The following is a 25494-nucleotide window of genomic DNA, read 5'->3' as shown; positions in this document are numbered from 1 at the left end:
TCAGCCGCAGGCGGGAAGGCTGCGCCCGGCGTCCCGCAACTGGCGACAGCGCCGCCTAAGCTCGCGATCATCAGGGAGGCTGTCAGGAATCGCTTCGGCGGCATGGTCTCTCTCCTCTTGCCGGTTGCGGATGGTGGAGGTGTCGGTCTGGCGCTCGCCAGCGGCCGTTTCCCGCGCGCTGGAGGCCTTCGCTTCGATCTTGTGGGCTTGGGCCGCCTGGCGGTCGCGTTCGCCCTGTGCGGCCCTGTGAGCGCAATAGCCGCCGAACAGCAGGAAGGCGGCCAGGACGCCGATGGTGATCCAGGCGGTCGGGGTGAGGGTGCGGAGGAAGCGGAGGGCGATCAATCCGGCCTCCCATACAGAGCGGCCTCGGCGGTTCGGCGCCGGGTCAGGCCCGCCATGATCTTTCCGGCCGCCTTGTTCCATCGCGCGAACTGGGCCTGAGCGCCTAGGTAATCACCGGCGTTGTGCAAACGACGAAGCGTGGAGGTTTCGAGGTTTCGCTCCCCCACGTTGAAGGCGAAGCTGACCAGAGCATCGAACTGGTTCTGCGTCGTGACCGGGGTCAGGCGGTTCACGGCCTTTTCAAACCTGGCCAGATCGGCCGTCAGGTAGGCGTCGGATTGCGCCTGGGTGATTTTCAGCCCGCGCTTGACCTCAGGACCGGTGTGACCGACGCCGATGGTCCACGGATCGCCACCCGTCGCTGGGTCTGCATAGGCGGTCAGCCGCTCGCCTTCGAACGACTTGATAAGCGCGCGGCCCGCCGCGCTGGTCTTTCGAGCCATGGTCAGTCTCCAGATTGTCGAAGGGGATGCGAACGGCGTTCGCTTGTGCTTAGGTCGTCGCCATGCCGATGCAGCACGACAACGGAAGCCCGCTGTGGGGCGCGCCCGAGCCGAAATGGCCGCGCAAGGTGCGGGTCGTCGCCTTGGTCGCGGTCAGCCTCGCCCTATGGGCGGCCATCGCGGGCGGGGTCTATCTGTTGACGCGGCTGCTGGCGGGCTGAGGCGGACACTGGTGCGCGATCCAGGCCAGGCCTATATGGCCGGCATGATCGGTGAACTTCTCTTCTTCGCACACCGCCACGCCCGCGTGTTGATCGTCGCCGCCGCTGTCGGGGCGGTGTTCAGTCTCGTCTCGGGCGGCGAGGCTGTGGCTCGCCACATTCACTGGCGTTGAGGCGAACCGGGCTCGTCAGTCCTTCTTGGATTCGACCGGAACAGGCTTCTCGGGATCGTTTACCACCTCGACTTGGGTCGCAACGGTCTTGCGCGCCATATCCGCGATGGTCTCGCTGGCTTGTTTCGACGTGGCCCAGCGATAGCCGGCATAGGCGCCGACGACCGTCCCCAGAATCCCCGAGGCGATGGACGCCAGGATCGCCAGCTGGTTCTCCGGGATGGTCTTGAACACCAGAGCCGCCGCGATGCCGGCCAGGATGGCCAGGGCGAACAGGACGACCGAGGCGTCCAGCCATTCATAGTCTCTGGTCATATCAGTCCCCTGCTCGGGCGCGGGCGTCGATCACCGCCTTCAACTGGCGGATTTCGCCCTCCTGCTGGACGATCTTCTCGTTTGCGGCGTCCCGTTCGCCGCGCAGGCGGATTACGTCGTCATGCGCCGTGGCCAGTTGCAGCTTCTGGTCCGCGATCAGGCGATCCTTCACGGCCTCGCGCGCGACAGCCGCCCGGACCTCCGCTTCCGCTTCAGCGACCCGCTGCCGAAATTCGTTCAACGTCTCCTGCATCCGCTCGATCTCTTCGCGGAGGGAGGCCGTCGTGCCGGTGAAGGCGCTGGCGATGGAGGCGATCACCGCCGCTTCGCCCGTCGCCTCGTCCTTGGCCGCCGTGGCGTCGATAGTGCGGCGTGAGGGCCGACTGACCAGGGCGGTCAGCACCCCGCCCAGGCCGAGAGCGCTCAACAGCGCCAACACCCCGCTCCACGACGAGAGCGGACTTGCGATTTCTTCGGGCATCCGCCCCTCCATAGGTCAGGCCGTGGGGAAACAGCCGTGCGGGCGGCTTGGGTCGAGGTCAGGCTTCGGCGGGAGACGGGGCGTTCATCGCCGCGAGGGTGCGGATTTTATCGTCGGCCGTCACCATCGGCATCGCCATTGAAAACATCAGATTGGCCGTGGTCGGGTCTATGGCCTGCAGGGTGTGCGCCGCATCCTGCGCGACCTTGATCGCGGTTCTGATCGGAGAGGTCTCGGACGACGAACCCCAGCCGGCGTCGAGGAATGGCTGAAGGACCGCCATGGCGGCCGCCTTCCGTTCGGCGGCGGCAGCGGCGTCGGCTGCGGCGACATTGGCGCGCTGCTGCTCGATCTCTTCAGGGGTGTAGGTCTTGGCCATGGTCAGGCTCCTTCGATATCGGCGTCGAGACGCGCGAGGTTTTCGGGGGTGTTGTTGACGTCCAGCGGGATCGGATCGCCCTTCGGCGGCTGCCAATACAGGCGCAGGCGTTCGTCGTTCAGGGTCTCGTATCCGGGGACCGAGCCGGGCAGCAGGCGGGTCACGTCGTCGCCCACGGCCAGTTCCAGCCAGGCGCGGGGCTTGGCCGAGCGCAGCAGGGCGCCGCGCTTCGTCGAACGGGCCTTCTCGATCTCGCCGGCGGCGTCGACGGCGGTGTGGGCCAGATAGTCGGACGCCTGGCCTCGGAAGGTCGAGATCACGATGGACTTCAACTGCGGCCGGTTTTCGTCCGGCGTGTCCAGAGCGGTCGACAGGATGGCGGCGACGCTGTCGGCCGGGATGCTGGTGATCGTGCCGTCGTGTTTGGTCAGGATGGCGTTAGGCATGGGATTTCCTATGTTTGATAATAGACGCCTTGAAGACGGGCGCTGTGAGCAGAGGCGGCCTGGGTGTCGTCGGCTCCGCTCATCGCGAGTTGGAGCAGCAAGCGACGGGGCGCTCGCGGGCTGCTGTGGCCTTCGACCAGGCGGTATTGGACCCCCATGATCGTGTTCGTGACGCCGGCGTTCCCATCAGCGTAGCCGGTGGCGATCACCCTCAGGTCGCCGCCGGACAGGTTGGTGGACACCATGCGCCAGTTCAGACCGTAAGCGGGGGCTTCCGGCGGCGGCGACTTGGGCGACAAGGTTGCGCGCCAATCCGCGCGGAACAGGAAGCTTCCGGTTGGGCCGACATCCTTGCTCGCCACCGTGGCGACCGTGGTCCAGGCGGTCGTGACCGTTATGACGGTCGCACTGGCCGCGCCGGAATCAAAAGGGCCGTTGATCGTCCGCCCCCCAAAAAAGCCATCGGTGTCCGAGATGCCAAGCAGGCCATTATCGACAGTCTCCGAACCAAAGCCGATTGTGTCGGGCCCTGACCAGAAATGCAGGTTGCTGTCGACGCCAAAGCCCGGCCCCATCGTGGTTCGCCGTCCGTTTTTGATGATGCTGACTGGCGCGCCGAATACGGCCCGGCCATCCGCCAGCTTCAGCACCTCCACCACCTGGCCGCCGATGACGTTGCAGAGCGACAGCGCCGAGGCGACCAAACGGCCGTAGGAGTTGGAGCCCAGGGTTTTGAACAGAAGCTGGAACGGGTCGCCCCCGGACGCGCCGATGACCTCGAAGATGACGTTGGCCAGGCGGGTCTGAGCATCGGCCGCGACAGCGGCGGTGACCGAAAGCGAAGCCGCCAGGGCCTCTGTCGTCCCCTCGTCAGACCAAGCCGTCGCAGGAAGACGACCGCGCTCGACCTTCATCCGGCGAACCCCGGCCGAGCCGCCGGCCGAGAAGTTAGGCCATATGACTAGACGCGCATTGAAAGCATTGGCCGGGGCAAGCGCCTCGCCGGAAACAGTATCGCCAAAATCCCGATTGGCGACCTGGCGACCGGCATAGTATCCACCGACCTGATTGAAGCTGCTGTCATAGAATACAAGCCAGATATCGCACGTCCCGACGAAGATCTTCGGATCAGCGGACCAAGTGACCCAAGAATCAGGGGCGATCTCTGCGAAGTGAGCGTTGTCGTTATAGAGATACGACCCTGAAACCGCGCAATTGAAACCCCGCCCGAACCCATAGCCGAAGTCTTGCGTAGACCAGTTGGGGCCGCCCACCCATCCATCCATGCCGCGAGCGCCGGTCGAGTTGTAGAGAAGCTGGTTACGGGACGCGCTGACCGACGCCGCCAGATTGGCGCTGATGGATGCGGCGGCGGCGGCGGCCGTGGCTTCGGATTTCTGCTGGATCGCGGTCGCGGCGGCGGCCTGCGCGTCTTCCTTGGCGCCTACCGCCTGGTCCTTGGCGGCGACCGACTGATCCCGCGCCGTCACCGACGTTCCAGAGGCCGCAGAAGCGGTCGCCGCATAGCCAGCAGCGTCAGACGCTGCGGACGAGGCCTGATTGCGATACGTCAGGGCTTCTCCCGCGCGGGTCGCGGCGGTCGTGGCCGATCCTTCCGCAGCCGCCGCCTTCTGACCTGCCGCCGTATCGCTGGCGGCAGCCGAGGCCGCCGAGGTGGCGGCGGCGCTGGCGCTGTAGGGCGCGTCCTTGGCCGAAGGCGTCCAGGCGGTCGCCGTCGAGCCTTCTTCCAGTTTGATGTCGGTGATCTCGACGTTCAGGCCCGCCGCCATGTTGGGCCGGAAAAACCTGAGCCGAACCGTCGAAAGCTCCATGTCGGCGCTGGCCGAGGTGACACCCTCCCAGGTGAAGCGCGTCCAGGCATTGGCCTGAATGTCGAAGGTGCGTTCGGGCAGCGTGTCCGGGAAGAAATCACAGGTGATCGGAGCCGACCCCGAGCCTGCGAGGCGGCGCGCCAGAATGCTGACGCTGTAGGCCGTGTTCCTCTTGAGCGGCCCGACCGTGATCGAACGCTCCTGCGAGCCCGTGCCGGTTCCCACCATGGAGAAACCCCAGCCGGACAGGCTACCAGCCCCGAAGGCCACGGCTTGGGCGGTCGGGACGTTCTGGCGCGCGACAAGGTTCTGACGGCCCTGCGCCATCAGGGCGGCAAGCGACTGGTCGCGGGCTGCGCTGGCGCTGATCTGATCGGCGCGCGACGCGGCGGCGGATGCCCCGGCCTCGTCCGCCTTGGTGCTGGCGAGAGAGGCGCTGTCAGCGGATGCTCCAGCCTTCTGACCCGCCAGTGTCGCAGATCCCGCCGATAGTCCGGCCTGGGCCGTCGCCAATGCGGCCTGCGCTGTTGCGGTATCCCGCGAGGAGGCGGTCTCGTTCTTGAACGCCTCGGCCTGCCCGCGCGCGGTCTCGGCAGCGGTCTTGGCCGTGTTGGCCGCCGTCGCCGACTGCCCGGCCGCCGTTTGCGACGCGGCGGCATTGGACGCAGAGGTCGAGGCCGCCGTAGCACTGGCCTCGGCGGCGGCCTGGGCGGTGACATCGACGATGTTCAGGCTGAAGATGCGCGGGCTGTTCGGCCCTGTCGTCTGTCCCTTGACGGCGGGACGCAGCCAGACAGTGGCGGCGTTAGGAGTGAACCGCTGCGTATAAAGGCCCCTGACCGGAATCGATTTGGACGTCAGCTGATAGTTCTGCGCAGGTAGGTCCGCATAAGACCCATCCAACTGCCAAATGATGAGCGAGATCTCGGCAGCCGACGCAGTACTAGGTTCGGCCTCGACCTGAACCTCGTAGGTATGACCCGCCACGAACGGAACAACCCGCTTCCAGAAGACGTGCTGATTGTAGCCCAAGATCATGCTGGGCTTTCCGCCCACCGTCACGACGGGATAGGTGGCGTCGGTCGCCGTCTCGGGGAGGCCGTTCGGGTTGTTCGTCCACAGCAAGGCCGAGGGCGTGATCGAGCCCTCGTTGATGGCGTAGTTCTTGGCCTCATCCTTGGACGCGGTCGCGGTGACACTGGACGCTGACGACGCAGCCGCCGCCGTCTCGGCCGCCGTGGCGAAGCCGGACGCCTGGTTGCGCGAGGTCAGCGCCGCCGAGGCCGAACCCGCCGCATCGTTCTTGGCCGTCGCCGCCAGTCCTGCTTGCTCGGTCGCTGTGGCGGCCGCGCCAGAGGCTGTCGAAGCCGCTGCGGATGATTGGTCACGGAAGCCTTGGGCCTCGCCGCGCGCGGTCTGAGCGGCCTGACGGTCCTGCGACGCGGCGCTCGCCTGTTGGCCTGCCGCCGTTTCGCTGGCGAAAGCCTGAGACGCGGATTGCGCGGACGCCTTCGCACTCGTCGCGGCATCCTTGGGCGAAGGCGTCCAGGCCGTCGCCGTCGCGCCTTCCTCAAGCTTGATGTCGGTGATTTCGTAGGCGTAACCGGCCGGAAGAGGCGCCCGGAAAAAGCGCAGCATCACCGTCGACAACGCCATATCCGCGCTGGCCGAGGTGATGTTCTCCCACTTGAACTCGGTCAATGCGCTCGACTGGATGTCGAAGGTGCGTCCAGGCAGGGTGTCTGGAAACAGATCGACATCCAGCAACAGCGAGCCCGATCCAGAGGTTCGGCGGGCCTTGAAACTGATGCTGTAAGCCGTGTTGACCTTGAGCGGCCCGACCTTGATGCTTCGGGTGACGTTGGCGCCCGACCCGGCCATGGAGAAGCCCCAGCCGGAGGTCCCGCCCGTGGTGACGGAGAAGAGGTCAGCCGGGTTCGTGACGTTTTCGCGCGCGACAAGGTTCTGACGGCCCATCGCGTTGAGCGCCGCGACCGCTTCCAACTTCTGCGAGGTCGAGACGGCCGCTGCGGTCTCGGCCGCCGTCTTGAAGCCGCCAGCCTGCGAGGCGGACGTGGCGCTGGCGCCGGAGGCGGCCACGGAGTCCTGCTTGGCCGAAATGGCGTCCGCCTTGGCGATGATCGCGTCCGCTCTCGCAGAAACCGCGCCGTCCTTGGCGATGATCGCATCCGCCTTGGCCTGGATCACCGCCGCCTTGTCAGCCGCGACCTGGGCCGCATTGGCCGCCGAACTGGCCGTGTCGCCGTAGACGGTTTCAAGGTCCGCCACCGCCGCCGCGTTCGCCGCGCTGACCTGCTCGACGCCTTGAAGGCGGTCGGTGATCTCCGTCACCGCGATCCGAACCGGGCTCTCGGGGGACAGGTCGCCGGCGATGATGGTGGACGTCGAAACGGTGATCCAGTTGGACGGCAGGACCGGCCGCGATGGATCGCCGATGGGAACCAGGCGGCATTCCAGCGCCTGATCGGGGCCGACGCCGTTGGTCGTTACCATCACGCCTTCATTGACGCGCTCGGTTCGGTCAAAAGCGCAGTCGGACTCGCCCTGTCGCCGCACCTCCGCGCGGACCGCCAGAACTGCCGCATCGACAGGCGTATCCCAGTGCAGGCGAACAGCGGGGAGCGTGCTTGTATCCCCTGGCAGGGTGATGGGCTCGGCCGTCACGCCACTAAGAACCAGCGCGTCAATCACCTGCGGTGGCGGCGGCGGGGTCGTCGTGTCCTCGACCGGATCGGGAACGCCGAAGACCGATGACGCGATCTCACGCAGGGTCAGATACATCCGCCAGGTTTCCGGCTGGCGCCAGACTTCAACCCGGTAGCGAACCGTCGCGCCATTGTGGCGGCGCTTGCTCTGCCAAGCGATCCAGTCGCCTTCCTCAAGGCCTGCAAACTTCGGCGGCAAGACGATGCTGGCGCGCCTCTCCAGCCGACCGATAAGCCGCTGGATTTCGATCACGCGGTCAGCCTGCTTCACCTCTGTCACAAGGGACAACGGCAATGTCTGTTCGCGAGGACCGCCGTCAGCCTGGATGTCGCTCAGCGAGCGACGAACCGGCGCGCTATGGTCTTTGAATCCAAGGGACGGCTCGACGTAGCGACCAACAACCGTATTGATCCGTCCGCCATCATTGTCAGGCAGGAAGCGGCTGAAATTGACGGGCTCCCCCACGACCAGATCGTCGTCCGTAATCGTGACGACGACCGCTTTCGCCTGGCCGGCCTCTACGTCGACCGTGCCCTCGCGCTGAACGATCTGTCCAGCCATGGCGGCGGCGAACATGCCGTCGACCTCGATGAACTGCTGCGCGGCAGAAATCACCCCGTCAACGCAATAGCGAGCGACGCCATCAACGACCTCGTCGCAAAGATTCGCGTCGGCAATCACCCTTTCGGGCGGCGCCTCCTCGGCGGTCAGTCCGCGACCGATGAGCAGGTAATTGGGATCGCCGTGGTGGCCCTCTACAAAGATTCCGCGCGTATAGGCGTAGCGCAGCAGTTTGGCGTTGCGACTGAACCTATGGCTCGACCGATCTTCCCATGTTTGCGGGTTGGGGCCGGTATAACCGAGCGCCGGGTCGAACCGGGGGTCATAGACGCGCAGTCCGCGAAACACGAAGCGAATGGATGGGTGGCCTTGGGGCCAGACCTTTTCATCGACGAACCAATCGATCCAGATGTGCGTAATTCCGACCATGCGGTCGGTCGCGGTCCATCCACCGTTTTCCATGACGTGCTGGGGAGGCGGATGGCCGTCAGCAGTCGCCTGTCGGAAGTGGAAGCTGAGCTTGTTGCTGAACGCAGCCTGGAGCCCTTCGCCCACCCACGGATAGTAGACATCATCGACGTAGAACCCGACCATGCCGTCTATGGCGTGATCCGCCAGAGCGACGCATCGCGTCACCTTGTCGGTGCCGTATTGGCCGCCGAAATTGAAGACATCGACCAGCGATCCACCGGTGCAGACCAGACCCAGAGCGGCCTCACGTTGGGTCTCTCCCAACGTGAGGGACAGGATGCTGGCTTGCCTAGCCTGCGCCTGGCTTTTCTTGCCCGCGCCCGAGAGCATCGACGCCCCGGAGAGCGCGAGTCCGAAGTTGCCTGTCGCCAGTCCGACGACGGCTAAAGCCGCTCCGAGGATGCCCTTCGGTGAAAATAGTTTCTTGGCGACCTTTGCCATCAGGCAATCGTCCAAGCCATGAGAAGGGATTGACGGGGGAGCCTGAACAGGCCGCGATCATCAAGCCCAACGACCGTTTCACCCTCGACCAAGACCAATGCGTCGCCGGCCGCCAGTCCGCCGTCGCCCCGTTGAGCCAAGGTGATAGGGATCTCAGTCATCACCTCGCTCACGGCCGCCGCCATGCCGCCGTGGCGCCGCAGCACGCGCGCGGCGCCCATCTCCGTGGTCCAACGACCGGAGAACCTATCCAGCGGCGCAATGCCGGTGACGGCCTCTATCCCAGCCGAGAAGAACCGAGCGCAGTCGTGGACCTTTGGGCCGGGGCCATAGCCGAAGGTCCAGTCTTCGCGGCTTTCCAGAAAGGCGATCAGAGCATGAGGATCGCGTTGCATCAGGCGAACCCTCCCCGCGTCAGAAAGGAAATGGCCGCCGTCTGGCCCGGAGAGACGCCCTTGAAAGCAGAGCCCGCTTGTTCAGGTGGCTTGCCCCCGGCGTAGATGGTCTTTTCGCCAGCATAGGAGACCCGACGCAGGGCGCTGTCGGTCGGGCTGATCAAGCGCTGATCGGCGTCCGTCCGCATTCGTTCGGATCGGCGGCCTTGGCCTCGCGCGGCGCCCTCGACGTTGACGCGCAAAGTCGAAAGCCCTTTGGGAGTGTCATCGAGATCGGCCTTGTCCACCCGTCCCCGGAAATGCACGCGGGCGTCCAGCAGGCGGGTTCCCGCGCCATTGAAGACGAGGCGCCAAAGGATCACCGGCACTCGGCGCAAGCCCTCCAGATCGAGAGCCGACGCCACTGTCGGATCAATCCCCGATAGCGTCAGGCTAAGCCCTTGCTCCCCGCCTCCCAGCGCACCGCCGGAAGCAGCAGCGAACTCCCGATCTCCGATGCCCTGGAACACGCGGGTGGCGCCGTTGTCGGAGAAGGCGAGGGGGCCGTGACCGCTCCAAAGCCCGACAGGATCATCACCGCCGAACCAGGCCGCAGCAGACACGACGGCGTCGCCGGCCGCCATCGCAGCCAGCGCCTCTGCGCTATAGATTTTCATGGAAGCCCCTAGCTGCGCAGGTCTTGAATGGCCACGATCCGCCCAGCCATCTGGCCATCGACGCCAATTGATCCGAAGTCGGTATCGGGCGTCAGCTTCATCACGCACACCGGGTCTTTGACGTAGGCGATGGCGTTGCCGGGGACGAGGGTAGGGAGCGGAGGCTCGACGGCTACTGCCGCCGTTCCGACCCTGGCTTCGAGAAGGCGGACCTTAGTCCGACCATGCGTGCCCCAGCGAAACCCGACATAGTCGCCGGTCAGCAGCGCGAAGCCGTTAGGCAGGCTGATCGTCAGCACATCCCTGTCGTTGTTCAGTGACCATGCGGTGGCGTCGCCGTTGAAACCAGAGGGGAGGCCGGTCGTGCGATAGGCGCGCGGGACGCGCCGCCTCTGATCGCCACCGAAGAACGACCGCTGAGGCCCTCGCAGGCTGGTCAGCCACGCCCGCCATTCCTCCATCTCGTTTTCGCGCATCCCAGCCAGGGACCAGGAGGCAGACCACAGCGGCGACCCCGCCGAAACCGCGCCGATGCCAGCCCCGACTGTGGGGGATAGATAGTCGATCCGGTCCAGTTCGAACGACTGCACGTTCAAGCCATAAGGCAGCATCGGCCGTGGGAAGGTGATGGCCATCAGTAGGCGAACCTTTCCTGGGCGTCGCGGACGGCATTCACGGCAAGGCCGGGGAGGTCGCCACGAACGCGGGCTTCGCCGCTCTCGACCATCGCGTTCATCTGGCGGAGAAGATCGGCCGTCAGGACGGCGCCGCGAAGATCGAAGACCTTCTGGCCACCCGCTCGACTTCCCATCGCTTGCACGGCGTGGGCCGGGATGACGTCAGTGCCCTGCGGCAGGTTCGCCAGCACCTCGCCGCCGTGGACATAGGCGAGCCCCCCGCCAAAATTGGTGACGCCGCTGGAGAAGCCGGGAATTCGGATCGCAGACTTGATGGCCGAGAAGATCGACGAGCCGATGCCGCCGCCTGATCCCGAGCCTGATCCGCCGAACAACATGTCCGCCAGTGGTTCCGTGATCCCACGCCGCACCGAGATCGACAGGAGGTCCGCAAGGATTTGCTTCGCCACCGACGAGAAGGTCTCGCCCAGGCTCTTGGTGTTCATGATGGCGTCGACGATGCCGCTATTGAGCGCATCGAGGCCGCGGGCGCCAACGTTCTCGTAGGCCTCGCGGATTTCGTCGGCTGTCTTCAGGCTTTCGTCTCGCCAAGCCTGGAGTGGCGAGAGATTGTTGCGGATCACCGCGTCGCGCTCGCCTTGCTCGATCCGGCCGTTCGCGGCCATGGCGCTGTCGCGCTGGGCTTGGGTCAGGTTTGGGTTGCGGTCCAAATCCAGGCGCAAGGCTTCGCGACGCTGGCGCTGGGTGATCTCCAGCAGGTCCAGTTCAATCCGCTGGCGCTCCTTGGCGGTGCGGGCGGCGTTGGACTGAAGCGACAGCAGATCGGCGGTCAGGCCGGAGAGCAGCTTCTCCGTCGCTAGGCGCTCGTCTTGGATTTCGCGGAATGCGTTGTCAGTCAGCAGCCGGTCTTCGAGGGCGTCGGCCGAAGCGTTGGCGGCGTCCAACTGGCGGCGTTCAGCGGCCTTGATCTCGCCCCGGTCGGTCTTGCTCTGGATTTCGGCGTCGCGCGCCTCGCGGTCCATCTTCAGCTGCTCGCGCGCCAAGTCATAGCGCTGCTGAGCGGTCAGGAGGTCGTCTTCGGCGACTTGGAGCAGTCGCTGCCGGGCGCGGAAGATTTCCTGCTCAACTCTTTCAGACCTTCTCGCTTCGCGCTCGGCGGCCCGCTGGGCGCTGTTGTCGGTGCGCGTTCGGCCAGGAGGGATGGAGAGCGTGTCGGCGAAATCTGAGCGGGGTGTGCGGGGAGGGGGTGCCGACACGCCGAAGGCGGCAACGGCGCTTTGGTTGATCGGATTTGCGTAATCCGGAAGGCTGTTGCCGGCGCGGATGTCAGAAGCGGCGCGAAAGGTGCGGCCGGAGATTATGGAGCCAACCGTACTTCCGATCGCTTGAAGTCCGCCGTCCAGCCCTCCTTTGCGCAGACCGATAGTCAGCCCGTCGCCGTACATAGCCTCGGCGCGCTGCTTCCAGGTCTGAGCCCGTTCAATGAAAGCATTCAGCCCCCGGAGTGCATCCGCTATATGGCTGGTGAACGCGAGGACTTCATCCGAAAGCTCGATGAACGCCCCGGCGAGTTGGATTCCGATCACCTGCGCTAGGTCTTCCATCTGACCCTGTGCCGCAGAACCCTTCCGGATCAAATCTTCGTCCATCACGAAGCCGAGCGCTTGGGCTTCATCGCGAAGGCGCGCGACTTCGTCCGCCCCATCTCGCAGCGCGGTAGCGAGAGGACCAAGGCCTAGCTTTTCAGCAATCGCCGCCCGGTCGCTTTCGCTTTTCAGCGAGCCTATACGATCAATCACCTCATCAAGCGCGGACTCAACGTCTTTGAAGCGACGCAAGTCCTCTGGGTCCAAACGCAGGGCGCCGAAGGCCTTCACATCCGCCTTCGATAGTTCGGCGGCCGCAGAGGCGAACTTGTTGGAGAAGGTCTCCAGCGAGCCGCTGACTGCATTGGCGTCTTCGCCGGTCTTCCGGGCGACGTACTGCCACTCCTGGAGTGCTGAGGTGGAGACACCTATCCGCTGAGCCGAGTTGGCTAAGTTGTCGGCCATCTTCAGGCTTGCAACACCAACGGCGACAGACGCCCCTATAGCGGCCGTCAGAAAGCCCGTGAGCGCGGCGATTGCACTTCCGATGGCTTTTGTGGCGCGCCCCACGTTGGCAGCCCCACGCTGCCCCTCGCCTTCGGCTTTGTCGGTGAATCCCTTAAGCTCGCGCTCGGCCTCTGCGAGATCCTGCTTGAGCTTGTCGCGCGTGGCGCGGATCTCGAACTCTGCTGAGCCAGTCTTCGCCATGCTTTCACCTTATGAAAAAGGGCGACCCCGAAGGATCGCCCTTTGGTTGGCCAGCAGTGCCTTGACGTGCCAGGACATGCCTCGCCTCGCCTCGCCTGCCTCGACTTGCCAAGCCACGCATCGCGGGGCCTCGCCATGCCTGCCAAACCGTGACCCGCCAGGCCTCGCCAGACCGTGCCACGCCTTGCCTGCCCAACCGCGCCTCGCCCAGCTCAGACGCGCCTTGCCATGCCTGCCATGTTTCGTCCCAAGGGACCGGCCTCAACAGAGCCGTTACGCGGCCTTCGCCTTATCCATCGCCGCGAAGACGCCCGCCAGTTCTTCCAGATCAGCGTAGCGCTGCCGGAAGGAAGCCAGCTCAGACCACGCGCGTTGCAGAACCTGCTTGCGAATATCCTCGTCGGCCAGAGCCCGTTCGGTGCCCATGTAGGACCGGCCCGTGGGGCGCTGGACCGACACGAAGGCGCGGACGGTCTTGGCGGGCTCCACGTTCGAATGGGTGACGTCCACCGTGATCGAACGGATCAGCTCGCCAGCCTGGGAGAGCCGGTGCTGTTCCGCCGCGATGCTGTCGTCCCACTCGAAATGACCGTGCAGCGAAGAGTTGGCGCTGCGGGCGCGGTCGAGGACAGCCGTCGGCGTCAGTTCGCCCTCCGACTTCTCAATCCGCGCAAGCTCACGCCCCGCCTTGTCGGCGTCGATGCTGACCCGCGAGCCGGGGCGCCATGCGTATTTCACCGACATGGCAGAGCCTCCCCGGTCTTGGCGACGTGGAAGCGGCCGTTGACGCCATCTTTCTCAGGGCGCCAGTCGCCGATCCCGACACCGAACCCGCCAGCTTCAAACAGGCCGATAACCTGTTCAGCCGAAAGGACATTGGCGTTGAACTTCACCCGCAGGACCGCGCCCCAGGTTTCGAACTCGGCCCGGTGCCGTATGTCCGCCGTTCCCATGCCGACGCGCACCATGTCTTCGCGCATCGACGGCGCGGGGCCGAGGATTTCCACGAACTCGCCCTCGATATGGAAGGCTTGGCGGGCCAGAACCTTCGTCATGCCGCCAGTGCTGGTCACGGCGGTGACGGCAGCCGACTTAAAAGCGACAGCTGGGAAGCCGAAGCGCCCGTTCATCACGTCGTCCTCGGTCGGCTCTTCCGGCTTATCGCTCAGCCAATAGAGGGTTTCGCAGAAGTCGGACCAGGGGTCTTTCGCGACCTTGCCGGTGGCGGCCTTCTTCATCTGCTTGTCGAGCATCTGGCGCTTAGCCTTTGTCGACCAAGCGTGACAGATCAGGCCAGCGTCTCCGACGATCGGGATGTCGATGGTCTGAAGGTTCATCGGCGGCAGTTCGACCGCCGTGGATTTTGCAGCGGCGGCCATCAGTGCGCCTCCATGCCGTAGGTGCGAGGGCCGGGGTTGACGCCGTACTCCCGGCGGAAAGTCAGGAACGGATCCGAGCCGTCGTTCTGGCAGAAGACCAGCGTCAGTTCGTCAGGATACATGCCGGCGGCCTGGGCTTCCCGTGCCGCGTGTTCCAGCTTGGGATGGATGGCCTTGAGCGATGTGACCAAGACGTCCCATGCATCGGGTTGCGGGGCCGCTGCTGCAGCTGGCATCGCGGCGACTGCAACAGCGGCGGCGGATGCTCCGAAGATTGAACGACGGCTCAGCATGCGACCAACTCCGCAGCGGGAGCCGGACGGGCCGGGACATTGGCGACGATAGCCGGGGCGCTGCCGCGACCGTTGAAGAAGCGGGCGAGATCGCCCAGCGGGTAGGGAGCGGGCACCCAGCTTGGGTTCAGCCGGGCAGGCGTGGTATGGGCTGCGGAAGCCATGACGTGATCTCCAGACGATCCGTTGCGGTTAGGCCCGGCAAGGAAGTTGGCGCTTCCTGCCGGGCTGACTTTCTGTTAAACCGCAATCATGAGTTCGTCAATAGCGGTTAAACCGAAAAAAAGAGGCAGACCGGCAACCGGGCGAGACCCGCTTGTTGGGGTCAGGCTTCCGCCCGATGTCGTCGAACGGATCGATGCGTGGGCGAACGAGCGGGGCGTGAACCGATCGGAGGCCATCCGCGCGATGATCGTTGCCGCACTTGAGGCCGGAGGGCTCAGTAGCAGTTGATTTCTGCTATGCGCGTTGTGTGGATATCCGGCTGATATGACCTGAAGACCAACCTTGCGATCTGGTTCGGCTGTACGCCCTGTGCCGTATCGTTGGTCCAACCGATGTTCGCTCCATTCGCATCTAGCAGAGAGATAGAGACGTAGAGATTACGAGAGCACCCCTGTTCACTGATGACTTCAAGACCAGCACAGGTGGCGCGGCCCCGGCCACACTCTTCTCGCGTAGGTTCGAACCACTTAGTACCGACTGCGCCCCCTCTATCTGCAGCAGTGAGCACGAAGCCCTCTGGGGGGCGCCAGCCAGATCGCGACTGTCCTATTTCTCCAAGTCGCTGGTCCTCTGCGATGTTCCAGGCGGAGCAAAACGCCAGCGTTAGGATGCACAGCGCAATGGCTGCGAGAACACCGAAGCATCCGAAAAAGCCCTTGCCGAAGCCCGAAGACTTTTTGGCTACGGGTAGCGCGACCGGCACAGGCTCGGGTTTGCGCCCTTCGATCTCCTCAAGTCTGGCCCTGAGCGCAGCGATTTCTTCGTCCCGTTCGTCGCTCATCCATCCCTCCCGAAAGAGCGACAGGCTAGGGCGCCGCGCCCTCATCCGACAAGTCCACGATCTCGACGCCATAGACGCGGGCGATCCGATTGAACTCAGCGTCGGCCATGGCCTCGGCATCGGAGGCTTTGCCGGTCGGGTCGAAGAACTCGCGGAAATAGTGCTGCGGCCCTGACAACGTCGGTTCCCGCTCAACAGCGAGACGGGCGACCATCCATCCGGTCCAGAGGGCCGATGCTGCTTCTCCGCGCCCGCGCTCGGTCAGGATCATGCCCAAGCGGTAGGGCGTCAGCTTCCAGAACTCGGCTTCGGACAGTCCGCCCTTCAATGCCGCCCGAAGAGCCGCCTCCACAGCGTCGGCCGGCGCGTCTGAGGGTTTGCGGGGCCAGCTTCGGCGGACCTCCCGGCCGGGCCGTATTGGGCCAATTCCCAAGCGGCCCAGCAAGCAGCCATACAGGGCGACAGGGGAAACGCGGCGACAGGGGAGCCAATCACGTCGGCCTTGGTGATGGCGCCGGCGGTCAGAACCTCCAGCAGATCACCGAGCGCAGACGACGCCCCGGCACGGCCCTTCTGGAGCACCTTGAAGCGGTCCAACAGCCAGTCATGGCCCTTGGCGTCCAAGGCGGCGAAGGTCAGTTGCAGGGCGACCTGCCGCTCGTCTGGGAGCGACAGGCGCACAATGCCGAGGCGGGCGTCGTTCATGTTACGGCGTGACCGTCGAGCGGGTCGGTTTGGCTTCCGGCGTCAGCGATCCCGAATAGGTCACCACGCCGCCGACTGCGCCAGAGATCGTCAACATCGGGACGGCTGCAAAGTCCTGAGCTTTCGTCCCGCGAAGGAGACGGAACTTCATAGGCGTGTTGGCGTCGCCCGCGACGTGCAGCTTCTCCTGCGTAGCGTCGCCGACTTCGTCATGCATGGTAAAGGTGAGGGGCTGATTGGGACGTGGGCCAGAGATCGACTCTTGGGAGCCGACCGGCGTGTCGAAGTCCGTCGTATCGATGCGGTTTTCCGCAAATCCGAGACCATTGGCGACAGTGACGCCCGGAATCTTGGTGTAGGTCGGGCCGCCGGTCGTCGATGTGTCGACCAACAGGCTGAGGTAGCCTTGTGCCTGAACGGGCATGGTTCAATCCTTCGTAAGTTGGAGCCGGAGCGTGACACGCCGGCCGACCAGGGAGGGGTCAGTGGTCGGCGACGCGACCGGCCCGGTAGCGGTCGCGAGAGAGCAGGTTCCGTCCTCGACCTCGATCTGTGAGGCCTGGAGGTGGAAGAGATCGCGGATGTCGCGGCCCAGCGCGTCGATGGCGGCTGTCGAGCCGGTGTCGCGAGCGTAGAGGCGGACGTCCTGGGTGATGTCGCGGATGGTCTCGGAGAAGGTGCTGGCGTCGATGTCAGCCGACGGTGCGGCGATCACCAGGGCGGCCTTGCCCGAGAACTGGAAGTCGTCAGGAGCGCGGTCATTGAAGATGGCGGCGCGGTCTTCGAAGACGTCGAGGCGGTCGATGATCGACAGCGAGCCGTTCAGGCGCGTGAAGATAGCGGCGGTGCTGTTCATTCGCCCGCTCCTCTTCTGAACGCGGCCTCTAGTTGGGGCGCGTAATCGTTCTCGAGCTTGCCGAAATAGGGCCGCGCTGCCATCCGCTCAGTGCCCTTTTCGAGCGCTTCGGCATATTCAGCGTCGGCAACGATCAAGCCGACGAAGTCTTCGCCGTCTCGAGCGATTTCCGGATTAGCGTTCGTGTTCGCACGGAGATTGTCGAGGTCAGGGGCCGGCGCTTCGCCATCAGCAGACGCCTGATGCTCTTTGCCGCCGCGCCGATAGATCTTCCCGGAGCCAGGCCGGTTCAGGATGTCTTCCTTGAGGATCCTTTCGCCCTCGCCAAGCGTGGCGCGTATTCCGTCCTCGGCGACCTGCTCATAGATTTTGTAGAACGCGTCCTCATCCGTGCTGATTTTGCTCATCAGCGCGCCTGAATCTTGTAGAGGGCCGCCGCTGGGTCGCCGGTCTTGGCGATGACGTTGAATGTGGTCGGCAATAGGCCCTTGGCGGGGTCAGGGGCGGTGATCTTGTGCCCGGCGGCTGGGATGATGCCCGAGGGCAGGGATGCCCCCAGGACAAGCGCCAGACGGTCGGTGGCGGGGATGCCGAGGGCTTGCCGGCGATAGTCGCTGTAGTCCGTCAGCAGGACGAGGCAGGGATAGACCGTCGCTGGGCCGTTGGTGAAACCGCCTTGGCCATCCGGGGTCCGGGCGCCGGGAACGGTGAGCGAGCCACTTTCGAAGTCTTCGCCGAAGTCTGCCAGCGCTTCGGCCGCGACGCCATCGATGATGCTCATTTTGGTTCTGGCCCCGCCCACTCAGGCCAGATCGGATCGCCGTCTTGCCCGGTCCATTCGTGCGCGTCGTGCATCGCAGCGTACCAGCGGTTCCACTGCGCCTCTGTCGGCCTGCCACCCGGATCAGTCAGGGGGACGGACGCCAGATAAAGCTCCCGGAACGCGGCGATCACCGCTTCCGTGTCTGCGGCGGCTCGGCGCGGGATCACGTTGCCTTTGATCGGCACGAGGGTCTCGCCTTCGTTGATGCTTCCAGTGTGCATTGATCCGCTCCCGCCTATTCCAGCCACGCCCAGCGCTTGCCGTTAATGATGCGGCCGACCTGAGATCGAGCCACACCGAACCGTTTAGCCAGATCGCGTTGGAAACAGGTTCCAGCGAGCCTCCGTATGGTCCGAACGTCATCTGCGGTCAGCTTGGACTGGCCCTGCCTCTCCCCACGAGGAAGAGTGCCGTGGATGATCTTGTCAGCCTCGTTCTCAAGGCGCGTGGCCCATCGAAGATGCCGAGGGTTCATGCACCCCTTGTTGCCGTTCCCGCATGAGTGCGCGGCTTGATGCTCTGGGGTTGGGGGCGGTCCGTTCGCAGCCTCGCACATCGCTCGACTAGCAGGGGTGGAATGCCCGCCAATCTTGAACTGACAATAGCCGCTGGAATTCCTTGAGTATGGCCAGGCGATGCATTCATCGCCTGCATAGTTGACGTGCGCTTTAATCCAAGCGGCTCGGACGCCCATTCCTGTTGCGCCCGCCGTAGGGTCGCCATGTCTCCGAAGGCGCTTGTAGTGGGCGCGGCAGAAACCTTTTGCTCTGCCCGGTCCGTTGGCGTTTCCATTGCAGCCGCCAACTGCACATGCTTTGAAAGCATCAGCCATTTCGACCCTCCTACGGTCGCTGTGGTTAGGGCTGATCTCGGTGTTCCAGCACCGGGTCAGCCCGCTTAATCTAGGCCCTCGGGGCTCGGATTGCGATGTATTCGTCGCATCTGCACGAAATTGTTTCCGCCGATCCGGCTCCGAGAGACGAATCTCCAGGCCAACGAAACTGAGCGCCGCTCGGGCTGGTGAACGGCATGTCCAGGCCGCGCACCTCTTGCCCGTTCATGGCGTCGTGGGTGTCGCGCTGGCGCCCGTCTTCTGTGGTGGACCAGCCGCGCACGATGTCCATGACCTCGACCCGGCCGTCATCCACGAGCTGCTGGAACGCCTCATGCTTTGCGGCGCGGATGGCGGGCAGGCCTTCAGTTCGAGCAATCACTTCGCCCCTCAAAAGCAGGAGCCGCCGGCTGTAAGCTTGCAGGGCGCTGTCAGAGATCCTCTGATCCAGCTTTGTGCCTTGGCGGATGGCCTTCTCGATGGAACGATCGAAACGCCTGTCTCTGCGTCCACGCGTCAGATACGCCCGAAGCCCTGCGCGGTCGCTTCCGTTAAGCTCGGCTCGTGCCGCCTCCACGGCGTCACGCTGAGGCCCGCTAAGCCCCAGGATGCCGCCAGTTCTTTCGCCGGTGGCGCGGCTGATCCGTCCGACCAGATCCAGCGCCACAGACCGGGGACCGGCGCCGCGTGCCATTCCGTCGGCGAGGAATGCCCGCGCCTGATCGATTTCGCCCTGTGTCAGGCGGGTGATGAGCGTGGCGGCCGTCTCGCGGATGATCGCGGCGGCTCGCTGATTGCCGGGGTCGAAGCGAAAGCCGATCGACACAGCGGCTGGCATGGTGGCGACAGCGCCTTGGCCCCCGGCGGTGAAGGCCTCGACCAGCTTGGCTTCCAGCGGCTGGAACGCGGCTCGGTCGATGTGCATCGCTTGCATGGCGGCGTCTAAGTCGCGGCGTTCCAGGGCCAGCAGAAGCTTCTGGATCTCAACCTGGCGGGTCAGGTCGCGGATCGCTGTCATGAAGGCCTGGGCGACCTCTTGGCCATACTTCGCCGCCAGCTCCCGGAAGAGCCGTTTCTGAGACGGGCGTCTGGCCATGGGGTTTAGGGCTTGAGCGCCCGTGCGTGGCGCGCCGCTTCCATCATCAGGTCGAGGTAGGCCTCAAACTGAGCGCGGGCGACTTCGATGATCTTTTGCTGCTGCTCGATCGGGTTGTCGTGGATGATCGACTTCTGGAGCAGATCGGCCGAGCCGACGATGTCCATCAGGGTCTCGGTCGCCATCCGCGCCGCCATGTCGGGCGCGGTCAGGCTGGGATCGTCATTGTCGATGCGGCGGGTCACGGCCGGGACAGTCGCACAGGTCATGTCAGACGACAAACACGGCGACTTCTGGGGCGCGAAAGAACGGGGCGAGCAGGCCTTCGACGGCGCTCAGCCGCAGGGTGTTGTCGGCGACGGCGTCGCCTGATCCTTGGAAGTATTCCTTCTCGATCACGTCCACCTTCTTGCGCTTCAGTGCGCCGGAGTTGACGGCCGAGATAGACAGGGAGCCGGGCTTCGCCGCCTCCTGAAGCGCCGCGTGATAGCTGGCGTGCTCAACAGCGAGGGGGATGACGTCAGCGCCGATAGTTCGGCCATAGGCCGAGGCGCCGGTGCGAGGGAAGGCACGCTCTTGCTCCAGCCCGCCGGTGCGCTGACCGGGCAACTTGGGCTCATAGAGGGCGTCGATGTAGGCGGACCCACGTTGACGCAGCTGGGCTACGGTCAGCACACCATCGCCCGACGTGGAATAGCCGTTGTCGGCCATCCAGTCGGTGAAGCGTTGGTCGCTGCCGTAGCCCGCCACGATCAGGCTTCCTTCTTGTCGTTAGCCTTCGGGGCAGCGGTGCCGCCCTTCTTGCCGTCGTCGTCGTGGTCCAGCGGATCCCTCGACTTCTTTGCCGTGACCTTCACGCCATCGACCGCATAAGCGTCGATCTGCTCTTCGGTCAGGGCTTCGGTCGTGATGACCTCGGCAGTCTCGCCAGCCGCGACGACCTGATGGCCGCCGTCGACCTTGAAGGCTTTGCCGAGCGAAGACCCGTTCTTGACGGTGTAGGTCGCCATGATCAGGTCCTCTTGCCGGTGCGCAGAACGTCGGGACGCTGGCAGAGGTACAGCGGGTAGCTGTAGAGCTCGCCGCGGGTCCAGGCCTGACGGTCACGGTCCACGATGTTCATTGCGTAGGTGTCCTGGCCCAGCGTGTTGACGTACGGGCCGAACTCGGCCGGCGCCATCGCCTTTTTGAAGATGTCCTTCGCGCCCACCGGGAAGAACTTCGCCTCATCGGGAGCGATCGCCACCGTCGAGTTGTCGTCCGTGCCTTGGTAGTTGTGATAGGTGATCCCGGCGTAGGTGAAGGCCTGGAACGAGCGGTCCTGACGCAGATCGGCCGCAGCGGCCCAGTTCAGGTACGACTTCTCGACTTCGGCGCTGGTGACGAGCGCATCGAAGAACGCATCGCCAGCCAAGGCGTGGACCGTGGTGCCCGGCGTGAACGCGCCGCCGGCCGAGCGCGCCATCGAGCGGATCAGCGCCGCCGACTTGAGGCGGATTGCGCCTTGGGCCGGGCTGGCGTTGTCCAGATCGAAGTCGATCACGGTCGGCTGCGAGATGCCGAACTCGGAGAAGTAGTCGTAGATGACCGTCGTACCGTCCGCGTCCAGCAGCAGGCCTTGCAGGGCGCCGAGGCGGTGGAACTCGTGAGTGAGCTCCATGTCGTCCCGGACCGAAGCCATGCGGCGCAGGTACTCGGTTTGCACCTGCTGGGTTTCGCTCTCGGAACCGAAGGCGCGGATGCCCTGGACCTCTTCGGCGTAGAGCGTGAAGCCCTCAGCCAACCGGGTGGTCTTCAGCGGGACGGCGTTGCGCGGATCAACGACCAGTTCCTTCGGCGGGGCGCCGACCGGGCTGGAGGGGATCAGCGTCAGGCGCTGGTTCTGGCGATCGACGAAGACGGTGCGGGTGCGCACCGGCATCGGCTCAAACAGGTTGAGCGAGCCCAGAAGCTGCGGCTTGTAGCCGACCTTGGTGACCGCGCCGGTGAGCGAGGTCATCGAGAAGGCCGACGAGTTGAAGATATCCATGGATGCCATGGTGTCAGCCCTCCTTAGCGGACGATGATGCCGAGGGCCTTCAGCGCCGCGTTGGCCGTAGCCTTCGCGGCGTCGTTGGCGCCGGCTTGATAGACGAGGTGCGCGCCGTTCACTTCGGCATCGCGGGTGACGATGGTCTTCTTGACCGTGCCGATGGCGGCTTCCCACAGGATGCCCGCGATGGTCTGGGAACCATCAGAACCGCCGGGGGCGTAGGCGACGTAGTTGCCGCCCGCCGTCAGCTTGCCGAGGATGGTGCCGACAGCCAGGCCGGGCGCAGCGCCGGCGGCGACGGTGCCGACGTCACGCGAGCGGTACATGCCGTTGGCTTCGGAAACGAGGAAGCCGGCCGAGCCGCGGGTTGAGTTCAGTTGGGCCATGGGTCAGGCAACCTTCTTCTGATCGACACCGGCGGCGGCAAAGATGCCGTCGTTCCAGGCGTCGGAGGTAATCGAGTGGTCCTGCGAGCGGATGGCGTCGCGCACGTCGTTGTTCGCCGTCTCGGTGGCCTTCATGTCCCAGGCGGCGTCGACGTAGGCCTCGGACTTGTCCTTGACGCTGTCGCCCAGAACGGCGCGTTTGATGTCCGGAATGGACTTGCCGTCGGTGACGACGTTCGGGGCCAGAGCCTTGGCCTTGGCGACCACGGTGGCGCGGTCAGCGACCAAGGCGTCCAGAGCGGCGCCGTCGACGACCTTCTTCTTCAGGTCTTCGATCTCGACGTCCTTCTTGGCGGTCTCGGCGTCTTTCTCGGCCTTGGTCTTGTCGTGGGCAGCTTTCTCGGAAGCCAGGGCGGCATCCGAGACCGTAAGCAGGCCGCGCAGCTTCTCGATAGCGGCGATGCCCGCATCCGTGGTTTCGACCGGCAGGCCGTCCACGGTGATGGTCTTGAGCGTCATCAGACGATCTCCTTGGTGGACGGGCGCTTTGGATTGACCCGTCTCGGAGGCGCCCTGGTCCCCGATGCGGCATTGCGATCCGGCACGCCCCCGGCCGACGATGGCCAGGTGGTTTCCGCGGATGGCTGTCTGGATGGCGTCGTAGGCCTCGCCCGTCGGCGTCGTGCCTGCGTCGAAGACGATCTTGCTCTCGTAGCCGCAGGAGAGTTCCCGCTTGCCGGCCTTCCAATCTTGGATGGCGGCTTGGTCCATGACGACCATGGGGACGCGGATGTAGTCGCCGTCGCGGGCGATCTCGTTCCCTGTCATGCCGACGCTGTGGGACTTCCAGTTGGCGGCGGAGACAGCCTCAGCGGGGTGGTCGTTCGTCACCGGCCGGTGCGCGAAGCTGGCCAGGGCGTCGGACGAGAAGACCTCGCTCTCGGGCCGGAAAACCCGGACGACAGCGCGGTCGCGCATGCCGTGCTTATTCTCGGGGTCGACTTCCTTGCCAGCGTACAGCTGGATGCCGGTGCGGGCGATCTTAGCGTCGGCCACGAGGTATCCGTCCCGCGTGAGCCGAGGCTCGCCGAGGGTGACGGCGTCGAACAGTTGCATGTCATGCTCCCGGTAGGACTTGCGGTTGAGCTTGTCCGGACGCAGGGTGGTGGCGGGAGGAACGACACATGGCCAATCCGCCGAAGAAGTCAGGACACTCGGAGTCCATCGAGAGCTTGGCAGGCAAGACGCTTCAGGACCCGAAGGCGAACAGCCGCGAGAAAAAGCTTGCGGCTGCTGTCCTGGCGCACTCCGATGGTGAACCCAACAAGCCCGCGCCAAAGCCGAAGCCGAAGCCGAAGCCGGCAGCTAAACCGGCGGCGAAACCGAAGCCTAAGAAGTAGGTCTCAGGCCTCTTTCACGCTTTTTGACCAGTCGTCATCGACCTCCGAGAACAACTCGGGGCCGAAGACCAGCTTGCCGCGGTACGGCTCGACCTTGGATAGATCGAGGTCGCCGCCCGAATATGTGATGGTCACGTGGGGCTGATAGGACGGGAAGTCCCACGAGGCGTCAGCGTCGCGCTTGATGGCCTCGTGCCGCCACGACAGTTCGGACGAGTTGAACAGCAGGACCACGGCGCCCTTGTCACCCAGCGGCTCGACCAGTCGGGCGCCGCCGGGGGCCACGTTCAGCGTGCCGTCCTTGTCGCTGCTCCACGTCTCGCCGACTTTCATCCAATCCACCGGACGTCGGCTGAAGGCGATGGTGACGTGCAGGTCGTCTGCCGGCGTGGTGGTCTTGAAGCCCTGCGCCTTGGCCCAGGCGATGAACTCGGCGGCGTTCAGCAGCTTGCGCTGGACGTACAGGGTGCGCGGCGCAGCGTCCTTGGTTTCGATGGGGTTCGGCTGCTCTTCGCGCGCCGGGGGAGGGCTGAGGGCCGCCGCTTCATCGTCGCCTTCGTCATCCTGCTCGCTGAGCTTGCCGTACAGATCGATGGCGCCTTCGAGACCGGCCAACGCTCCGTCCTCGACCAGTTCGTTGACCAGGGCGTCGGATAGGGCCTCGACCGGCATGAGTGGTTCGGACGTGCCGCCGTTTCCGGCGATGACCCGCGCCCCGTCGGCCTTGGTCTTGAAGATGTCGGCCTTCTCCTTCTCCGACAGCTGCCAGAGCGGGTTCCAGTCGTAGTGGATGGCGGCGTCGCGGGCGCCGGTGGCGGAGCGGATCAGCGCCTCGTCCAGGCGCATCATGGCCGGGCTCATCTCCAGCGTCTGACCAGCCGAGACGCGGTCGTAATAGTTGCGGAGGTCGCTCTCGCCCGTGCTGTTCATCCCACCCGGCGACATACCCATGAAGCGAGTCATCGGGATATCGGCGGCGCCGGCGGCATGCTGGTCGAAACGATCCATCAGGTCGGGTAGAGAGGCGAAGCTGACAGCCTTGCGGGCGTAGGTGTTCTTGGCGTCAAGGACCAGGGCGCGGAGGTTCGACTTGGCGTCGAGGTTCATCTTCAGCAGGTCGCGGACCTTGTCCTCGCCGCCGGGTAGCTTGAGGATGTCCGTCAGGCCCTCGATCGACACGACATCGACGTTGGCCTCGTAGATCAGGCTGTTGATGTTGGCCGAGGCGCTCTCGGCTTGCTTTACGGCCGACATGACCGAGACCAGCACGCTATCGCCCCAGCCGAAGGCCGAAGCGGTGATGTCCCGGTCGGGCAGTTCGGCGCCGACGAAGATGGTCAGGCGGGAAGGATGGATGCGGGCCTGGCCGGTGGCGCCGCCCGCGACGGTGAACTCTTTCGGGAAGCCGAAGAACTCGGACATCGGGTCTGTGTCGATCTCGCCCGGGACCAACTGCCGGGGCGTGAAGACCGTCAGGAAACGGATGCCGCCCTTCTTGACGCGCTCGATGTTGAGAGGCTGCGAGGCATCGTCGCCGAAGTCGGCATAGACCGCCGCGCCGCCGAACAGACGGGCATTCTTCCGCGCCTCCAGCACCTTGCCACGAACGTTGAGGCGCTTTTCCTCGGCCTCGATCAGTTCGATCTGGTCCTGCGACGCCTGCCAAGCCCGCCAGTTTCGGCAGCTGTCCAGCGCGGGAATCTCGACGATCTTCCGGGCCATCCATGAGCCACGGAAGGCGTTGATCAGCTCCATCGGGTCGATGGTTGGCTCGGCGTAGTAGCTGTGCGCCGCCTTGTCCCGCTCCGTGTTCAGGCCCGACAGCGCATTGGCCAGGCCGTCGCCGATGGTGATCACTTCACCCATGG

Annotated in this window: 36 protein-coding genes; 5 read left to right on the top strand and 31 right to left on the bottom strand. The window is 65.0% G+C overall.

Annotated features, from left to right (window positions below):
* Both AC0L6G_RS07285 and AC0L6G_RS07280 read right to left on the bottom strand, forming a co-directional pair.
* On the bottom strand, positions 1-345 hold the full coding sequence (locus AC0L6G_RS07285) for a hypothetical protein (RefSeq protein WP_473253108.1): 345 nt from the start codon (positions 343-345) through the stop codon (positions 1-3).
* Positions 342-788, bottom strand: coding sequence for a lysozyme (locus AC0L6G_RS07280; RefSeq protein WP_291535638.1), 447 nt, complete (start codon positions 786-788; stop codon positions 342-344). Before AC0L6G_RS07280 ends, AC0L6G_RS07285 begins: the two co-directional genes overlap by 4 nt.
* Positions 789-850: 62 nt before the next feature.
* Here AC0L6G_RS07280 and AC0L6G_RS07275 point away from each other — a divergent pair, with 62 nt between their 5' ends.
* Complete coding sequence (locus AC0L6G_RS07275; protein WP_473253107.1) at positions 851-1009, top strand: hypothetical protein; 159 nt, start codon at positions 851-853, stop codon at positions 1007-1009.
* Positions 1010-1020: 11 nt separating this feature from the next.
* Entirely contained in the window at positions 1021-1182 is a 162-nt protein-coding gene (locus tag AC0L6G_RS07270; protein ID WP_473253106.1) for a hypothetical protein, read from the top strand.
* 15 nt (positions 1183-1197) lie between these two features.
* Here AC0L6G_RS07270 and AC0L6G_RS07265 read toward each other — a convergent pair whose 3' ends face one another.
* From AC0L6G_RS07265 to AC0L6G_RS07245, 5 genes are read right to left on the bottom strand one after another with little or no spacing between them, the layout of a single operon-like run.
* Positions 1198-1497, bottom strand: coding sequence for a hypothetical protein (locus tag AC0L6G_RS07265; RefSeq protein ID WP_473253105.1), 300 nt, complete (start codon positions 1495-1497; stop codon positions 1198-1200).
* A gap of 1 nt (position 1498) precedes the next feature.
* Positions 1499-1978 carry a hypothetical protein gene (locus tag AC0L6G_RS07260; RefSeq protein ID WP_220675512.1) on the bottom strand — a complete coding sequence of 160 codons (480 nt, stop codon included), beginning with the start codon at positions 1976-1978 and terminating at the stop codon, positions 1499-1501.
* 58 nt (positions 1979-2036) lie between these two features.
* A complete protein-coding gene (locus AC0L6G_RS07255; protein WP_473253104.1) occupies positions 2037-2357 on the bottom strand; it encodes a hypothetical protein in 321 nt (106 codons plus the stop codon).
* A gap of 2 nt (positions 2358-2359) precedes the next feature.
* Entirely contained in the window at positions 2360-2803 is a 444-nt protein-coding gene (locus AC0L6G_RS07250; protein WP_473253103.1) for a hypothetical protein, read from the bottom strand.
* 8 nt (positions 2804-2811) lie between these two features.
* Positions 2812-7650, bottom strand: a complete 4839-nt coding sequence (locus tag AC0L6G_RS07245; protein ID WP_473253102.1) for a hypothetical protein — start codon at positions 7648-7650, stop codon at positions 2812-2814.
* A 69-nt stretch (positions 7651-7719) separates the two neighbouring features.
* Between AC0L6G_RS07245 and AC0L6G_RS07240 the strand changes: the two genes are divergently transcribed.
* Entirely contained in the window at positions 7720-8781 is a 1062-nt protein-coding gene (locus AC0L6G_RS07240; RefSeq protein ID WP_473253101.1) for a hypothetical protein, read from the top strand.
* A 53-nt stretch (positions 8782-8834) separates the two neighbouring features.
* On the opposite strand, the gene AC0L6G_RS07235 is transcribed toward AC0L6G_RS07240, so the two are convergent.
* From AC0L6G_RS07235 to AC0L6G_RS07205, 7 genes are all read right to left on the bottom strand, one after another.
* Complete coding sequence (locus AC0L6G_RS07235; RefSeq protein WP_473253100.1) at positions 8835-9230, bottom strand: DUF6950 family protein; 396 nt, start codon at positions 9228-9230, stop codon at positions 8835-8837.
* Positions 9230-9853 (bottom strand): hypothetical protein, encoded by a 624-nt coding sequence (locus tag AC0L6G_RS07230; protein WP_473253099.1) that lies wholly within the window; start codon positions 9851-9853, stop codon positions 9230-9232. The genes AC0L6G_RS07235 and AC0L6G_RS07230 overlap by 1 nt, the downstream gene beginning before the upstream one ends.
* A gap of 41 nt (positions 9854-9894) precedes the next feature.
* Positions 9895-10521: a hypothetical protein gene (locus AC0L6G_RS07225; protein ID WP_473253098.1), complete on the bottom strand. Its 627-nt coding sequence runs from the start codon at positions 10519-10521 to the stop codon at positions 9895-9897.
* Positions 10521-12818 carry a hypothetical protein gene (locus AC0L6G_RS07220; protein WP_473253097.1) on the bottom strand — a complete coding sequence of 766 codons (2298 nt, stop codon included), beginning with the start codon at positions 12816-12818 and terminating at the stop codon, positions 10521-10523. Before AC0L6G_RS07220 ends, AC0L6G_RS07225 begins: the two co-directional genes overlap by 1 nt.
* 273 nt (positions 12819-13091) lie before the next feature.
* Positions 13092-13562, bottom strand: a complete 471-nt coding sequence (locus tag AC0L6G_RS07215) for a hypothetical protein (RefSeq protein WP_473253096.1) — start codon at positions 13560-13562, stop codon at positions 13092-13094.
* Entirely contained in the window at positions 13553-14197 is a 645-nt protein-coding gene (locus tag AC0L6G_RS07210; RefSeq protein ID WP_473253095.1) for a hypothetical protein, read from the bottom strand. The genes AC0L6G_RS07215 and AC0L6G_RS07210 overlap by 10 nt, the downstream gene beginning before the upstream one ends.
* Complete coding sequence (locus tag AC0L6G_RS07205) at positions 14197-14490, bottom strand: hypothetical protein (RefSeq protein WP_473253094.1); 294 nt, start codon at positions 14488-14490, stop codon at positions 14197-14199. The genes AC0L6G_RS07210 and AC0L6G_RS07205 overlap by 1 nt, the downstream gene beginning before the upstream one ends.
* Before the next feature lie 252 nt (positions 14491-14742).
* Between AC0L6G_RS07205 and AC0L6G_RS07200 the strand changes: the two genes are divergently transcribed.
* Positions 14743-14943 carry a CopG family ribbon-helix-helix protein gene (locus AC0L6G_RS07200; RefSeq protein ID WP_473253093.1) on the top strand — a complete coding sequence of 67 codons (201 nt, stop codon included), beginning with the start codon at positions 14743-14745 and terminating at the stop codon, positions 14941-14943.
* On the opposite strand, the gene AC0L6G_RS07195 is transcribed toward AC0L6G_RS07200, so the two are convergent.
* From AC0L6G_RS07195 to AC0L6G_RS07120, 16 genes are all read right to left on the bottom strand, one after another.
* A complete protein-coding gene (locus tag AC0L6G_RS07195) occupies positions 14930-15496 on the bottom strand; it encodes a hypothetical protein (protein WP_473253092.1) in 567 nt (188 codons plus the stop codon). The two genes, AC0L6G_RS07200 and AC0L6G_RS07195, sit on opposite strands and share 14 nt — an antisense overlap.
* A gap of 25 nt (positions 15497-15521) precedes the next feature.
* The gene (locus tag AC0L6G_RS07190) at positions 15522-15767 is read right to left on the bottom strand and encodes a hypothetical protein (protein WP_473253091.1); all 246 of its coding nucleotides are present in this window, start codon (positions 15765-15767) and stop codon (positions 15522-15524) included.
* A 53-nt stretch (positions 15768-15820) separates the two neighbouring features.
* Complete coding sequence (locus tag AC0L6G_RS07185; protein WP_473253090.1) at positions 15821-16201, bottom strand: hypothetical protein; 381 nt, start codon at positions 16199-16201, stop codon at positions 15821-15823.
* Position 16202: 1 nt separating this feature from the next.
* Entirely contained in the window at positions 16203-16625 is a 423-nt protein-coding gene (locus AC0L6G_RS07180) for a phage tail protein (protein ID WP_473253089.1), read from the bottom strand.
* Between the two features lie 3 nt (positions 16626-16628).
* Positions 16629-17057, bottom strand: a complete 429-nt coding sequence (locus tag AC0L6G_RS07175) for a hypothetical protein (protein WP_473253088.1) — start codon at positions 17055-17057, stop codon at positions 16629-16631.
* Positions 17054-17464: a hypothetical protein gene (locus AC0L6G_RS07170; protein ID WP_473253087.1), complete on the bottom strand. Its 411-nt coding sequence runs from the start codon at positions 17462-17464 to the stop codon at positions 17054-17056. The genes AC0L6G_RS07175 and AC0L6G_RS07170 overlap by 4 nt, the downstream gene beginning before the upstream one ends.
* The gene (locus AC0L6G_RS07165; protein WP_473253086.1) at positions 17464-17838 is read right to left on the bottom strand and encodes a hypothetical protein; all 375 of its coding nucleotides are present in this window, start codon (positions 17836-17838) and stop codon (positions 17464-17466) included. The genes AC0L6G_RS07170 and AC0L6G_RS07165 overlap by 1 nt, the downstream gene beginning before the upstream one ends.
* Complete coding sequence (locus AC0L6G_RS07160) at positions 17835-18101, bottom strand: hypothetical protein (protein ID WP_473253085.1); 267 nt, start codon at positions 18099-18101, stop codon at positions 17835-17837. The genes AC0L6G_RS07165 and AC0L6G_RS07160 overlap by 4 nt, the downstream gene beginning before the upstream one ends.
* Positions 18102-18115: 14 nt before the next feature.
* A complete protein-coding gene (locus tag AC0L6G_RS07155) occupies positions 18116-18436 on the bottom strand; it encodes an HNH endonuclease family protein (RefSeq protein ID WP_473253221.1) in 321 nt (106 codons plus the stop codon).
* Positions 18437-18782: 346 nt separating this feature from the next.
* A complete protein-coding gene (locus AC0L6G_RS07150) occupies positions 18783-19808 on the bottom strand; it encodes a phage minor head protein (protein WP_473253084.1) in 1026 nt (341 codons plus the stop codon).
* Positions 19809-19813: 5 nt separating this feature from the next.
* Entirely contained in the window at positions 19814-20077 is a 264-nt protein-coding gene (locus AC0L6G_RS07145) for a hypothetical protein (RefSeq protein WP_473253083.1), read from the bottom strand.
* A gap of 1 nt (position 20078) precedes the next feature.
* Positions 20079-20558, bottom strand: a complete 480-nt coding sequence (locus AC0L6G_RS07140) for a DnaT-like ssDNA-binding protein (protein ID WP_473253082.1) — start codon at positions 20556-20558, stop codon at positions 20079-20081.
* A gap of 2 nt (positions 20559-20560) precedes the next feature.
* A complete protein-coding gene (locus AC0L6G_RS07135) occupies positions 20561-20818 on the bottom strand; it encodes a hypothetical protein (protein ID WP_473253081.1) in 258 nt (85 codons plus the stop codon).
* A gap of 2 nt (positions 20819-20820) precedes the next feature.
* On the bottom strand, positions 20821-21837 hold the full coding sequence (locus AC0L6G_RS07130) for a major capsid protein (RefSeq protein ID WP_473253080.1): 1017 nt from the start codon (positions 21835-21837) through the stop codon (positions 20821-20823).
* Between the two features lie 23 nt (positions 21838-21860).
* Positions 21861-22226, bottom strand: coding sequence for a head decoration protein (locus AC0L6G_RS07125; RefSeq protein ID WP_295169720.1), 366 nt, complete (start codon positions 22224-22226; stop codon positions 21861-21863).
* A 3-nt stretch (positions 22227-22229) separates the two neighbouring features.
* A complete protein-coding gene (locus AC0L6G_RS07120) occupies positions 22230-23342 on the bottom strand; it encodes a DUF2213 domain-containing protein (RefSeq protein WP_473253079.1) in 1113 nt (370 codons plus the stop codon).
* Positions 23343-23410: 68 nt separating this feature from the next.
* Here AC0L6G_RS07120 and AC0L6G_RS07115 point away from each other — a divergent pair, with 68 nt between their 5' ends.
* Complete coding sequence (locus AC0L6G_RS07115) at positions 23411-23626, top strand: hypothetical protein (RefSeq protein ID WP_473253078.1); 216 nt, start codon at positions 23411-23413, stop codon at positions 23624-23626.
* Positions 23627-23629: 3 nt separating this feature from the next.
* Here AC0L6G_RS07115 and AC0L6G_RS07110 read toward each other — a convergent pair whose 3' ends face one another.
* Complete coding sequence (locus tag AC0L6G_RS07110; protein WP_473253077.1) at positions 23630-25492, bottom strand: anti-CBASS protein Acb1 family protein; 1863 nt, start codon at positions 25490-25492, stop codon at positions 23630-23632.
* Positions 25493-25494 lie beyond the last annotated feature (2 nt).

The sequence above is a fragment of the Brevundimonas sp. D3-1P genome (assembly GCF_055809335.1).
The sequence above is the reverse complement of the archived record's forward strand: the minus strand, read 5'-3'. Positions and strand labels throughout refer to the sequence as shown.

Bases quoted from the DNA above. Each gene is read 5' to 3' on its own strand.
- AC0L6G_RS07280 (WP_291535638.1), bottom strand. From the start codon at position 788: ATGGCTCGAAAGACCAGCGCGGCGGGCCGCGCGCTTATCAAGTCGTTC.
- AC0L6G_RS07275 (WP_473253107.1), top strand. From the start codon at position 851: ATGCCGATGCAGCACGACAACGGAAGCCCGCTGTGGGGCGCGCCCGAG.
- AC0L6G_RS07265 (WP_473253105.1), bottom strand. From the start codon at position 1,497: ATGACCAGAGACTATGAATGGCTGGACGCCTCGGTCGTCCTGTTCGCC.
- AC0L6G_RS07260 (WP_220675512.1), bottom strand. From the start codon at position 1,978: ATGCCCGAAGAAATCGCAAGTCCGCTCTCGTCGTGGAGCGGGGTGTTG.
- AC0L6G_RS07255 (WP_473253104.1), bottom strand. From the start codon at position 2,357: ATGGCCAAGACCTACACCCCTGAAGAGATCGAGCAGCAGCGCGCCAAT.
- AC0L6G_RS07250 (WP_473253103.1), bottom strand. From the start codon at position 2,803: ATGCCTAACGCCATCCTGACCAAACACGACGGCACGATCACCAGCATC.
- AC0L6G_RS07240 (WP_473253101.1), top strand. From the start codon at position 7,720: ATGGTCTTTGAATCCAAGGGACGGCTCGACGTAGCGACCAACAACCGT.
- AC0L6G_RS07235 (WP_473253100.1), bottom strand. From the start codon at position 9,230: ATGCAACGCGATCCTCATGCTCTGATCGCCTTTCTGGAAAGCCGCGAA.
- AC0L6G_RS07230 (WP_473253099.1), bottom strand. From the start codon at position 9,853: ATGGCGGCCGGCGACGCCGTCGTGTCTGCTGCGGCCTGGTTCGGCGGT.
- AC0L6G_RS07225 (WP_473253098.1), bottom strand. From the start codon at position 10,521: ATGGCCATCACCTTCCCACGGCCGATGCTGCCTTATGGCTTGAACGTG.
- AC0L6G_RS07220 (WP_473253097.1), bottom strand. From the start codon at position 12,818: ATGGCGAAGACTGGCTCAGCAGAGTTCGAGATCCGCGCCACGCGCGAC.
- AC0L6G_RS07215 (WP_473253096.1), bottom strand. From the start codon at position 13,562: ATGTCGGTGAAATACGCATGGCGCCCCGGCTCGCGGGTCAGCATCGAC.
- AC0L6G_RS07210 (WP_473253095.1), bottom strand. From the start codon at position 14,197: ATGGCCGCCGCTGCAAAATCCACGGCGGTCGAACTGCCGCCGATGAAC.
- AC0L6G_RS07205 (WP_473253094.1), bottom strand. From the start codon at position 14,490: ATGCTGAGCCGTCGTTCAATCTTCGGAGCATCCGCCGCCGCTGTTGCA.
- AC0L6G_RS07200 (WP_473253093.1), top strand. From the start codon at position 14,743: ATGAGTTCGTCAATAGCGGTTAAACCGAAAAAAAGAGGCAGACCGGCA.
- AC0L6G_RS07195 (WP_473253092.1), bottom strand. From the start codon at position 15,496: ATGAGCGACGAACGGGACGAAGAAATCGCTGCGCTCAGGGCCAGACTT.
- AC0L6G_RS07190 (WP_473253091.1), bottom strand. From the start codon at position 15,767: ATGATCCTGACCGAGCGCGGGCGCGGAGAAGCAGCATCGGCCCTCTGG.
- AC0L6G_RS07185 (WP_473253090.1), bottom strand. From the start codon at position 16,201: ATGAACGACGCCCGCCTCGGCATTGTGCGCCTGTCGCTCCCAGACGAG.
- AC0L6G_RS07180 (WP_473253089.1), bottom strand. From the start codon at position 16,625: ATGCCCGTTCAGGCACAAGGCTACCTCAGCCTGTTGGTCGACACATCG.
- AC0L6G_RS07175 (WP_473253088.1), bottom strand. From the start codon at position 17,057: ATGAACAGCACCGCCGCTATCTTCACGCGCCTGAACGGCTCGCTGTCG.
- AC0L6G_RS07170 (WP_473253087.1), bottom strand. From the start codon at position 17,464: ATGAGCAAAATCAGCACGGATGAGGACGCGTTCTACAAAATCTATGAG.
- AC0L6G_RS07165 (WP_473253086.1), bottom strand. From the start codon at position 17,838: ATGAGCATCATCGATGGCGTCGCGGCCGAAGCGCTGGCAGACTTCGGC.
- AC0L6G_RS07160 (WP_473253085.1), bottom strand. From the start codon at position 18,101: ATGCACACTGGAAGCATCAACGAAGGCGAGACCCTCGTGCCGATCAAA.
- AC0L6G_RS07155 (WP_473253221.1), bottom strand. From the start codon at position 18,436: ATGTGCGAGGCTGCGAACGGACCGCCCCCAACCCCAGAGCATCAAGCC.
- AC0L6G_RS07150 (WP_473253084.1), bottom strand. From the start codon at position 19,808: ATGGCCAGACGCCCGTCTCAGAAACGGCTCTTCCGGGAGCTGGCGGCG.
- AC0L6G_RS07145 (WP_473253083.1), bottom strand. From the start codon at position 20,077: ATGACCTGTGCGACTGTCCCGGCCGTGACCCGCCGCATCGACAATGAC.
- AC0L6G_RS07135 (WP_473253081.1), bottom strand. From the start codon at position 20,818: ATGGCGACCTACACCGTCAAGAACGGGTCTTCGCTCGGCAAAGCCTTC.
- AC0L6G_RS07130 (WP_473253080.1), bottom strand. From the start codon at position 21,837: ATGGATATCTTCAACTCGTCGGCCTTCTCGATGACCTCGCTCACCGGC.
- AC0L6G_RS07125 (WP_295169720.1), bottom strand. From the start codon at position 22,226: ATGGCCCAACTGAACTCAACCCGCGGCTCGGCCGGCTTCCTCGTTTCC.
- AC0L6G_RS07120 (WP_473253079.1), bottom strand. From the start codon at position 23,342: ATGCAACTGTTCGACGCCGTCACCCTCGGCGAGCCTCGGCTCACGCGG.
- AC0L6G_RS07115 (WP_473253078.1), top strand. From the start codon at position 23,411: ATGGCCAATCCGCCGAAGAAGTCAGGACACTCGGAGTCCATCGAGAGC.
- AC0L6G_RS07110 (WP_473253077.1), bottom strand. From the start codon at position 25,492: ATGGGTGAAGTGATCACCATCGGCGACGGCCTGGCCAATGCGCTGTCG.